The 7,948-nt window shown below is 47.5% G+C and carries 15 protein-coding genes and 2 pseudogenes; 15 read left to right on the forward strand and 2 right to left on the reverse strand.

Annotated elements, in window-relative coordinates; all coding sequences use genetic code 11:
• The first annotated feature begins 57 nt into the window (after positions 1-57).
• The 4 genes and pseudogenes from AB7E14_RS16915 (at position 58) to AB7E14_RS16930 (ending at position 1,320) form a co-directional block, all read left to right on the forward strand.
• Positions 58-474, forward strand: a complete 417-nt coding sequence (locus tag AB7E14_RS16915; protein WP_044266845.1) for a hypothetical protein — start codon at positions 58-60, stop codon at positions 472-474.
• Between the two features lie 96 nt (positions 475-570).
• A pseudogene (locus AB7E14_RS16920) lies at positions 571-654 on the forward strand (DNA methyltransferase); the annotation flags it as partial.
• Between the two features lie 143 nt (positions 655-797).
• Positions 798-1,031 carry a DinI-like family protein gene (locus AB7E14_RS16925; protein WP_199998075.1) on the forward strand — a complete coding sequence of 78 codons (234 nt, stop codon included), beginning with the start codon at positions 798-800 and terminating at the stop codon, positions 1,029-1,031.
• Between the two features lie 43 nt (positions 1,032-1,074).
• Positions 1,075-1,320 (forward strand): hypothetical protein, encoded by a 246-nt coding sequence (locus tag AB7E14_RS16930; protein ID WP_316961798.1) that lies wholly within the window; start codon positions 1,075-1,077, stop codon positions 1,318-1,320.
• 11 nt (positions 1,321-1,331) lie between these two features.
• Here the strand turns inward: AB7E14_RS16930 and AB7E14_RS16935 are convergent, their stop codons facing one another.
• Entirely contained in the window at positions 1,332-1,469 is a 138-nt protein-coding gene (locus AB7E14_RS16935; RefSeq protein WP_369862137.1) for a hypothetical protein, read from the reverse strand.
• A 176-nt stretch (positions 1,470-1,645) separates the two neighbouring features.
• Here AB7E14_RS16935 and AB7E14_RS16940 point away from each other — a divergent pair, with 176 nt between their 5' ends.
• The 3 genes from AB7E14_RS16940 to AB7E14_RS16950 are packed head-to-tail and all read left to right on the forward strand — an operon-like array spanning position 1,646 to position 3,651.
• On the forward strand, positions 1,646-2,029 hold the full coding sequence (locus AB7E14_RS16940) for a RusA family crossover junction endodeoxyribonuclease (RefSeq protein ID WP_369862156.1): 384 nt from the start codon (positions 1,646-1,648) through the stop codon (positions 2,027-2,029).
• Positions 2,005-3,039, forward strand: a complete 1,035-nt coding sequence (locus AB7E14_RS16945; RefSeq protein ID WP_316961796.1) for a DUF968 domain-containing protein — start codon at positions 2,005-2,007, stop codon at positions 3,037-3,039. Before AB7E14_RS16940 ends, AB7E14_RS16945 begins: the two co-directional genes overlap by 25 nt.
• A 12-nt stretch (positions 3,040-3,051) precedes the next feature.
• On the forward strand, positions 3,052-3,651 hold the full coding sequence (locus AB7E14_RS16950) for a hypothetical protein (RefSeq protein WP_316961795.1): 600 nt from the start codon (positions 3,052-3,054) through the stop codon (positions 3,649-3,651).
• 361 nt (positions 3,652-4,012) lie between these two features.
• On the opposite strand, the gene AB7E14_RS16955 is transcribed toward AB7E14_RS16950, so the two are convergent.
• Positions 4,013-4,423, reverse strand: coding sequence for a hypothetical protein (locus AB7E14_RS16955; RefSeq protein WP_192502360.1), 411 nt, complete (start codon positions 4,421-4,423; stop codon positions 4,013-4,015).
• 136 nt (positions 4,424-4,559) lie between these two features.
• Here AB7E14_RS16955 and AB7E14_RS16960 point away from each other — a divergent pair, with 136 nt between their 5' ends.
• The 8 genes and pseudogenes from AB7E14_RS16960 to AB7E14_RS16995 form a co-directional block, all read left to right on the forward strand.
• The gene (locus tag AB7E14_RS16960; RefSeq protein WP_046401839.1) at positions 4,560-4,883 is read left to right on the forward strand and encodes a phage holin, lambda family; all 324 of its coding nucleotides are present in this window, start codon (positions 4,560-4,562) and stop codon (positions 4,881-4,883) included.
• Positions 4,867-5,316 carry a lysozyme gene (locus AB7E14_RS16965; RefSeq protein ID WP_046401840.1) on the forward strand — a complete coding sequence of 150 codons (450 nt, stop codon included), beginning with the start codon at positions 4,867-4,869 and terminating at the stop codon, positions 5,314-5,316. Before AB7E14_RS16960 ends, AB7E14_RS16965 begins: the two co-directional genes overlap by 17 nt.
• Positions 5,313-5,816, forward strand: a pseudogene (locus tag AB7E14_RS16970) (DUF2514 domain-containing protein); the annotation flags it as partial. The gene AB7E14_RS16965 and the pseudogene AB7E14_RS16970, both read left to right, overlap by 4 nt.
• Before the next feature lie 276 nt (positions 5,817-6,092).
• Positions 6,093-6,305: a transcription antiterminator/RNA stability regulator CspE gene (gene cspE, locus AB7E14_RS16975; RefSeq protein ID WP_042319517.1), complete on the forward strand. Its 213-nt coding sequence runs from the start codon at positions 6,093-6,095 to the stop codon at positions 6,303-6,305.
• A 10-nt stretch (positions 6,306-6,315) separates the two neighbouring features.
• Positions 6,316-6,504: a cold-shock protein gene (locus AB7E14_RS16980; protein WP_071887719.1), complete on the forward strand. Its 189-nt coding sequence runs from the start codon at positions 6,316-6,318 to the stop codon at positions 6,502-6,504.
• A gap of 65 nt (positions 6,505-6,569) precedes the next feature.
• The gene (locus AB7E14_RS16985) at positions 6,570-6,800 is read left to right on the forward strand and encodes a hypothetical protein (protein WP_316961793.1); all 231 of its coding nucleotides are present in this window, start codon (positions 6,570-6,572) and stop codon (positions 6,798-6,800) included.
• Between the two features lie 208 nt (positions 6,801-7,008).
• The gene (locus AB7E14_RS16990) at positions 7,009-7,182 is read left to right on the forward strand and encodes a GnsA/GnsB family addiction module toxin (RefSeq protein ID WP_043001969.1); all 174 of its coding nucleotides are present in this window, start codon (positions 7,009-7,011) and stop codon (positions 7,180-7,182) included.
• 349 nt (positions 7,183-7,531) lie between these two features.
• Positions 7,532-7,948: terminase small subunit (locus AB7E14_RS16995; protein ID WP_428169701.1), on the forward strand; the 417-nt coding region annotated here is incomplete at its 3' end.

The following is a 7,948-nucleotide window of genomic DNA, read 5'->3' on the forward strand; positions in this document are numbered from 1 at the left end:
TTGGGGCTATCATAATACTGAATTATGGCCTTGGTTATCTGCTAAAGGAGGGGGCTGATGTCAAACAGAAGCCGTCGAGATAACGGTGGTCATAGTAGTACACCTGAAGATAGAGATACTCTTGGGGAAATCAGCACACCTCAGGCACAAGGTCAATGGGTTCTCAATGCGGTAAACAATCTTCGTGATGATCTGCGCCATACTAATGATCGTATAGATACTTTGCATGATAAGGTGGGGGAATCTCAATCTTCTTCTGGGCGGACAGCTGATACCCTGGAAAGAATTGAGGGCTTACTTAAAACGCAAAACGATAAACTCGAAGCACTAGAGCAATCGATTTCTGGGGCTAGAAATAAGGTAATAGGCGGGTTCATAGTGTTAACCCTCTTGGGCTCTGCTGGTGTTTGGTTGCTGGGTGACAAGCTCAAATTGATACTTGAAGCCATCTGGAAACTTGCACCTGGAAGTTAAATCCCACAAGATCTGTCTAAACCCGCCTCGGCGGGTTTTTTGTTTTTGCAGCAAATATTTTTTCCTCATGCGAATGGCCAAAATCATATCTGCAGAGGAAACGCCGTGCCGCCGTTCGCCGAAGCGCTGGTGCGTGCCAATTTGCCGGAACTCTGCCAGACGAAAGAAATTGCCGCATAAAAACATCATTCAATTCAACCCGCTACGGCGGGTTATAGTTTCACTTCCTGACATGTGATTAACAATTTGTGCTCTTAAACCGTTGATCATTTTCTTTCATGGGTATACTGTACATAAACACAGTACATGCAATGGAGGCTATTATGAAAGTTGAATTAACCATTGATCGCACTAAAGAACTTCCGAAGGGAGCTTTGCCCGCACTGGAGAAAGAATTGCTCAAGCGCCTTAGCAATCAGTATGAAAATTGCAGCCTGGTAATTCGTCGTGCTGGTTCAGACAGCCTGAGTGTTTTCGGTGGAAATAAAGACGATAAAAAAAACATCGAAAGCATCCTGCAGGAGACATGGGAAAGCGCTGACGACTGGTTCTATTAATGCCAGAAGCGTTATTACCCTGTTTATCCGGAGGGGTCAAAAGGTGACAAAAAAAGAAGAATTACCAACAAAAGGCTATGCAGTAATTAGATGTCATGATGGAGTTATTGTTGCGAGGCTTCATTCTTTTCCTGAATGCGAACGCGCCCTGATGTATCGGCGCGGCGGTGTCGTGTCGTTTATGCCGCTTCAGGAGGATGAAATTATAGGAACGCCAACCTTGTTTACTGAAATGCTGGAAAAAGCTGGTTATCGCGTTTCCCGGAAATCTGATACACTTCCTTCATAGGCCTGAACAACCTATACCTGCTGCGCCACGGAGAAAACGATGGCGCAAAACCACTTCAAAATACTACCCCCACTGACGTTACCCAGCGCCAGCGAATTTCTGTTGCCGCCCGTTAGGGAGGTGACATGAAACGGAGCTGGTTCACTCATTACGGGCTGACCACTGAGCAGGCCGACCAGCTGGTGGCACGTTACCGGGAAAAGGGCATTAAAACAGAGCGAAGTCTCGACTCTGATCCGTGTTTTTGGATTGTCAGTGCATTACTGACTGAAAACTCCGGCCCGGCCCACACTAAAAAATCGTATCGTTCGCGGATGTGGGGGTGATCGTGCACGTCTACGACATTACACCACTCGGTAAACCCAGAAAGACTCAGCGGGATAAATGGCAGAAACGTCCGCCGGTGCTTCGCTATCGTGCGTTCTGCGATGAAGTCAGGCTGAACCATGTCTCACTGCCTGAGTCAGGTTATCACGTCACATTCATACTCCCCATGCCCGCCAGTTGGAGCAGGAAGCGCCGCGGCGAAATGTGCGGGAAACCGCACCAGCAGAAACCAGACAAGGACAATCTCGAAAAGGCGTTGCTCGACGCGATATTTGATGACGACAGTCGCGTGTGGGACGGGCGCGTCACAAAAATCTGGGGAGAAAAGGGGCAAATAGTCATCCGGGAGATTGTTGAATGCGCGCACTGCTCAAACCCGTAATTGTTCGTGAAATGGGGCTGATAATGCTGAAGCCGGGCAGTGAGTTGTTCGGTCTGTTTCATCATGGCCGGGTGCTGATAGAAAAGCCTCCAGAGTATATGACGCGCTGGCCATCCGGGAAAATCCCTGATGCCCACCAGCCGCTGGCAGAAGACGGTGGTCTGGTGCCGTTTTTTACTGATGAACGGGTGATCCGCGCTGCTGGAGGAATTACGGCGCTGGAGGAATGGTTATGCCGTCGGGTGAGTCATTGCCAGTGGCCGCATTCAGAATATCACCACAGCGAGCTGGTTAATATACGACATGAGCCGGGGGCGATACGTGTCTGCTGGCATTGTGATAATCAGTTGCGGGCGCAGGCGACGGAGCAACTTTCGGCGCTGGCACGCAAGAACCTGATCGAGTGGGTGATTGATAACGTATTAGCTGCGCTAAGGTGTGGCAAAGACAGAGAACTTTCACTTGCAGAATTGTGCTGGTGGGCAGTGTATTCCGGCGTCGCCGCAGCGATACCGGAGGGGATTGCGAGCCGCGCTTTGGCACTGCCGAACGAACCGGTGCAGTCATTTTATAAGGAAAGTGAGATCGTCCCTTCGGTTCCGGCCACCAGCATTCTGGAAAAACGACTGGAATTGTTGCCGGGTGACTTTATTCAGGTAATACCGGAGACAAAGCCAGTTGTGATGCTGACCGTTGATCCGGAATCTCCGCAAACCCTTATGAAGCGGCCAAAACGCAGTCGCTGGGTAAATCCTGAATATGTCCGATGGGTGAAGACACTGCCGTGCGAATGTTGCGGGATGCCATCAGACGATCCCCATCATCTAATTGGACACGGGCAGGGAGGAATGGGAACAAAAGCCCATGACAGCTTTACCCTTCCACTGTGCCGTAAACATCACACAGAACTGCATAACGACCCGGTCAAGTTTGAACGTAAATACGGTTCTCAGCTTGAAATGTTGAAAAATGTGCTGGACCGGGCGTTCGCGCTTGGCGTGCTGGCATAAAGGAGAAAAACCATGACGCCACGTCAAAAACGTTCACACCGCGCAGCTCTGGAAAAGGCAGCGATAGCGCCGCGCAAAAGCTGGCTGGGGAAATGTACTCTCCTTACGGGGATTCAGTCGGCATGGATTAAATCACTGTTAACGATATGGGGAGAAGGTGTGAGCGGGGGAACTGCACCCCGAATGCCCAGGGGGCATGAATGCTGGAATGTACTGAGGGGAGGACGTTGGTCGGATAAAGCGCTGGAGCGTTTTACGGCTGCGCTGAACCAGGCTCGCAGTGAGGGATTGAAGGGGCAGCAGGCACTGAATCGCGCTCATACCATTCTGTGGCCACAGCCAGCCACCAGCGTAATCGATGAAGCTCTGCATAATGATGATGTTGATTTTGTAGAGCAATCCGTGTTGCTGGCGCTTGATGTCAATGATCCGGTATATGTCGTCGGTCTTCAGTATTACACCACGCGAAAAAAAATATCTGATATTACAAGAGAGTTGCGGATAATTGCGCCGTGGTTAACCCCTGAAAAGGCGAGGGAGCGTGTTAAATGGTGTCTGCAGATTTTCAGAGCGAAGGTTTATCTGTCAGCCCGGAAGCTTCTGGATGATTAGAAAGTATTTTTGTCTTTTAGTGCTATTTTTAGTTATGTACATTGAATTCTACCCAGAAAGTTAGATAATACATTCATGCTTGGCAGAGCTGCGCCACGATGGCAGCGATGAGAAGCGACAATTTGATTATGACGAGAGCCCCGCCAGTCGGGGCTTTTGCTTTCCGGCGATACGACAGGGGTATTCGCGAGGTGCATTGCACCAGTACCCCTGTCACATCGTCGTATTGCAAAATAACATCAAAGCCTCGGTATCTCGCCGGGCTTTGTCGTATTCAGGCCTCACTGACGAACGGCTCATTCCCCAATCCGCCAGTCGCTTGCGCAGAGGCCGCCTCATCCAACCCGCCGAGTGCGGGTTTTTAATTTCTTTCTATTACAAGAATATTGTCGTCATTTTTTACCACCTTGTATTCTCGTAATGATTTTACTGTAAGCAAGGATCCACTGGCGGTTATTAGTGAAATAGCTAGGGTGGTTCCAGAAATACCGATAGCGCCTAATGCTATAGGGGCAGAGACTAAACCTACAGCTCCAATAAAATTGTTCGCGTTATTAGATGAGTCAGATTGACTATTCTGTTGCTGGGTTGCTGCAAAGATTGATATTGATGTGGCTGCAATCGCTAATCCACCGAGAGCTACCGCCCACGCTACTGAGCCTGATGCTACGATCTTTGCGGTACCATCCTTCAATGAACCAGATATTTCTATTCTTGGCTCCTTGCCGAGAATCGCGGTTATTAGCTCTGCTTTTGTTGATACTTGAGTCATATGCCCCCCAGATTCCAAAATATGATTATCGACATACATTGGTAATTATTTAGCTCCCAGACTCACTTCGGTGGGTCTTTTCTTTTCACCCGTCGTTGACAACAAGCGCCATCCGTCATTAACGGAGGTGAGGCCTATGAAAATGCCATACAAACAAGATTTCATCGCTGCGCTACTTGCTGCTAAGGAGCAGGGTATTGGTGCAATGCTGGCTTTTATTATGGCGTACCTGCGTGGTCGCTATAACGGTGGCGCCAAGATGAAGACGCTAATTGATGCGCTGATGTGCGCGATGATCGCCTGGTTTATTCGTGACCTGCTCGACTTCTCCGGATTGAGTAGCAACCTCGCATACATTGCCAGCGTCTTTATTGGATACATCGGCACCGATTCGATCGGCAACCTGATTAAAAAATTCGCAGCCAAAAAGGCGGGAGTTGACGATGCAAACCAGTCCTGACGGCATTGCGCTGATAAAAAAATTCGAAGGTTGCCGGCTGTCCGCCTATCCAGATCCGGGAACAGGCGGCGCACCGTGGACGATTGGCTACGGCTGGACCTACCCGGTAGATGGCAAGCCAGTAAAGCCTGGAATGACTATCGACCAGACCACTGCTGATCGGCTGCTGAAAACGGGGCTGGTGAGTTATGAAAACGATGTGCTGAAACTGGTCAGAGTGAAACTGACACAAGGCCAGTTTGATGCGCTGGTATCGTTCGCTTACAACGTTGGCTCGAGTGCGCTATCAACATCCACGCTGTTGAAGAAATTGAACGCTGGCGATATCAAAGGCGCTGCAGATGAGTTTCTGCGCTGGAATAAAGCTGGTGGAAAAGTTATGCCGGGGCTCACGAATCGCCGCAAGGCTGAGCGTGATGTGTTCCTGTCATGATGGGCATCCTGGAGAAATACTGGAAACCACTGGTGATGATGTTGCTGGTGGCCGCCTTATTCATTGCCGGAAATGTCTGGAGTGATCGGGGTTGGGAAAAGAAGTGGGCAGAACGCGACAGCGCTGAGTCGTCACAGACAGTGAACGCGCAGACCGCCGCCCGCATGATTGAACAAGGGCGCATAATTGCCCGTGATGAGGCTGTAAAAGATGCACAAGCACAAGCCGCCAAAGCTGCTGCCACTGCTGCTGGCCTGTCTGCCACTGTTAACAAGCTGCACACCGAAGCAACAAAACTTGCCACCCGCCTGGACGCCGCAAAGCACACCGCAGATCTTGCCGCTGCCGTCAGAAGCAAAACAGCCAGAGCCGACGCCGGAATGCTCGCCGACATGCTCGGAGATATTGCAGCAGAAGCTAAACGTTATGCTGCAATCGCTGACGAACGCTACATTGCAGGAGTGACTTGTCAACGTACATATGAATCCTTAAGGCAAACTAAATGTGTATTGCAGAGGGATGTATCAAAAGAAAATTCGTCAATTATCATAAAAACATGTGCAGTAGCAGAGTGTTACTGCCTTACAAAACTATATCTTGCTATGTAGTGTTAATCATGCGTTAATGGGGCTCTGGTTTGTTACAAATTTATCTGAAGCAGTCACTGTAATAATTTTATTATTTGTTCCTATTGAGATTTCCTTGTCGGCTTTTTCTCTCTGATAATTTTTTTCGGACCATTCTGCCCAAGGGCTTACTCAAAAAAGGTAATGATTATGTCTAACAAAATGACTGGTTTAGTTAAATGGTTCAATCCTGAAAAAGGGTTTGGTTTTATCACTCCAAAAGATGGTAGTAAGGATGTATTTGTACATTTTTCTGCTATCCAAAGTAACGATTTTAAGACGCTGAATGAGAATCAGGAAGTCGAGTTTGGTGTTGAACAGGGCCCTAAAGGTCCCTCGGCAGTTAATGTCGTAGCCCTTTAAGGAAACTGTTATTACTAATAATATTCACTTCAGATGCCCTTGTTGCCATGGGTCTCAGTACAGAACATCATCTTTTGATGTCACAGATAGCAATCCTTTCGGCGCGAAATGTATTTTTTGCAAAACTACAATGATTACATTCGATAATATTGCAATGTACATTCGTTCTGGTCAGTCTCCATTAGATTTCAGAAAATAAAAATCAGGCCCCTTATGGGGCCTTTTTTATGCGGTTCTTATTGACAGGGTGTACACGGGAGAATTATGAAAAAAGTGATAGTGTTTTTTAATTCAGAATCCGCTGTAGTAGTATTAGTAATGAAGGGTATTACTACAATAATGCGCGAGTACCCTAATGGGGAAAAAGCACATCTACAAGTAATGTCTGCAGGTTTTCCGTCTATAACCGGAGATCATAAGATTGTTTATGTTGCCTCAGACCGGGATGTTACTTCTGAAGAAATTCTTGAAGCAGCATCAAAACTCTTTAAATGATTACTGTTCATACCTTTATGAATGTGGCTAAAGTAGTGAATGGTTGTTTGATTATTGAGCGAAATTAGTATAAACAATATGCACTAACCCCTTGATTATTGAAACTTTCCAACTTATCGTTTATAGATACCAATGGTTGTTCAAGTTATCACATGAATCATGGGATCTGCCGGGCATAGATGCCAATACAGACCAGAAGAGGTGCATGATGAAAATCGAAGAGTTAAAAAGAAAAACTGAAGCGGATATTTCTGATTTCATTACTAAAAAAATAACTGAGCTCAAAAAAAAGACAGGTAAAGAAGTTGCTGATATCCAGTTTACTGCTCGGGAAAAAATGACTGGACTGGAAAGCTATGACATAAAAATTAATTTAATCTAATCGTCATCGACGGCCAGTTCTAATAAAAGCATCATCTTTCTCAAGAGATGATGCTTTTTTATTTCGGCATTTGAAGTTGAGTAAGTGATTCAGCTTGAACTTCATCACATTTTGTTTGCTTTGTTTTTGTGGGTCCTTTCTGGCGATCTGGTCTGTTACGGGGCGGCGTCCGCGCAGATTCTCGCTATTTATGAAAATTTTCGGGTTTTTGCCGTTTCCGTTCTTCTTCTCGCTAATCCATTGTTTTAAAAGAAAACACCCTCTAAAAAGAAAGGAAACGTTAAGCCAGAAAAATGGGTAAAAAACCCGAGATCGTTTCCGTTCTCTGTTTTTGCGCACGGAGTGAGCTATGGAGGTCAACAAAAAGCGGCTTTCTGACATCTTCGGTGTCAGTGTGCGCACGATCCAGAACTGGCAGGATCAGGGGATGCCGGTTGCGCGCGGTGGCGGAAAAGGTAACGAAGTACTCTATGACTCAGCCGCAGCTATCGAGTGGTATTCCGCGCGCGACGCGGAGATTGAGAATGAGAAATTACGGAAAGAGGTAGAGGATCTTCGCATTGCTTCGGAATCCGACCTCCAGCCAGGCACGATTGAATATGAGCGGCACCGGCTTACCCGAGCACAGGCTGACGCCCAGGAGCTAAAAAATGCCAAAGATACCGCTGAGGTGGTGGAGACCGCATTCTGCACGTTCGTGCTGTCACGGATCGCCGCTGAAATAGCCAGTATTCTCGATGGGATCCCTCTCTCTGATCATCGGCGA

It is taken from the genome of Citrobacter sp. (assembly GCF_050252275.1).
In the GTDB taxonomy this organism is placed as follows: Bacteria; Pseudomonadota; Gammaproteobacteria; order Enterobacterales; family Enterobacteriaceae; genus Citrobacter_A; species Citrobacter_A amalonaticus.

Bases quoted from the DNA above. Each gene is read 5' to 3' on its own strand.
- AB7E14_RS16915 (WP_044266845.1), top strand. From the start codon at position 58: ATGTCAAACAGAAGCCGTCGAGATAACGGTGGTCATAGTAGTACACCT.
- AB7E14_RS16925 (WP_199998075.1), top strand. From the start codon at position 798: ATGAAAGTTGAATTAACCATTGATCGCACTAAAGAACTTCCGAAGGGA.
- AB7E14_RS16935 (WP_369862137.1), bottom strand. From the start codon at position 1,469: ATGAGTGAACCAGCTCCGTTTCATGTCACCTCCCTAACGGGCGGCAAC.
- AB7E14_RS16945 (WP_316961796.1), top strand. From the start codon at position 2,005: ATGCGCGCACTGCTCAAACCCGTAATTGTTCGTGAAATGGGGCTGATA.
- AB7E14_RS16950 (WP_316961795.1), top strand. From the start codon at position 3,052: ATGACGCCACGTCAAAAACGTTCACACCGCGCAGCTCTGGAAAAGGCA.
- AB7E14_RS16955 (WP_192502360.1), bottom strand. From the start codon at position 4,423: ATGACTCAAGTATCAACAAAAGCAGAGCTAATAACCGCGATTCTCGGC.
- AB7E14_RS16960 (WP_046401839.1), top strand. From the start codon at position 4,560: ATGAAAATGCCATACAAACAAGATTTCATCGCTGCGCTACTTGCTGCT.
- AB7E14_RS16965 (WP_046401840.1), top strand. From the start codon at position 4,867: ATGCAAACCAGTCCTGACGGCATTGCGCTGATAAAAAAATTCGAAGGT.
- cspE (WP_042319517.1), top strand. From the start codon at position 6,093: ATGTCTAACAAAATGACTGGTTTAGTTAAATGGTTCAATCCTGAAAAA.
- AB7E14_RS16985 (WP_316961793.1), top strand. From the start codon at position 6,570: ATGAAAAAAGTGATAGTGTTTTTTAATTCAGAATCCGCTGTAGTAGTA.
- AB7E14_RS16990 (WP_043001969.1), top strand. From the start codon at position 7,009: ATGAAAATCGAAGAGTTAAAAAGAAAAACTGAAGCGGATATTTCTGAT.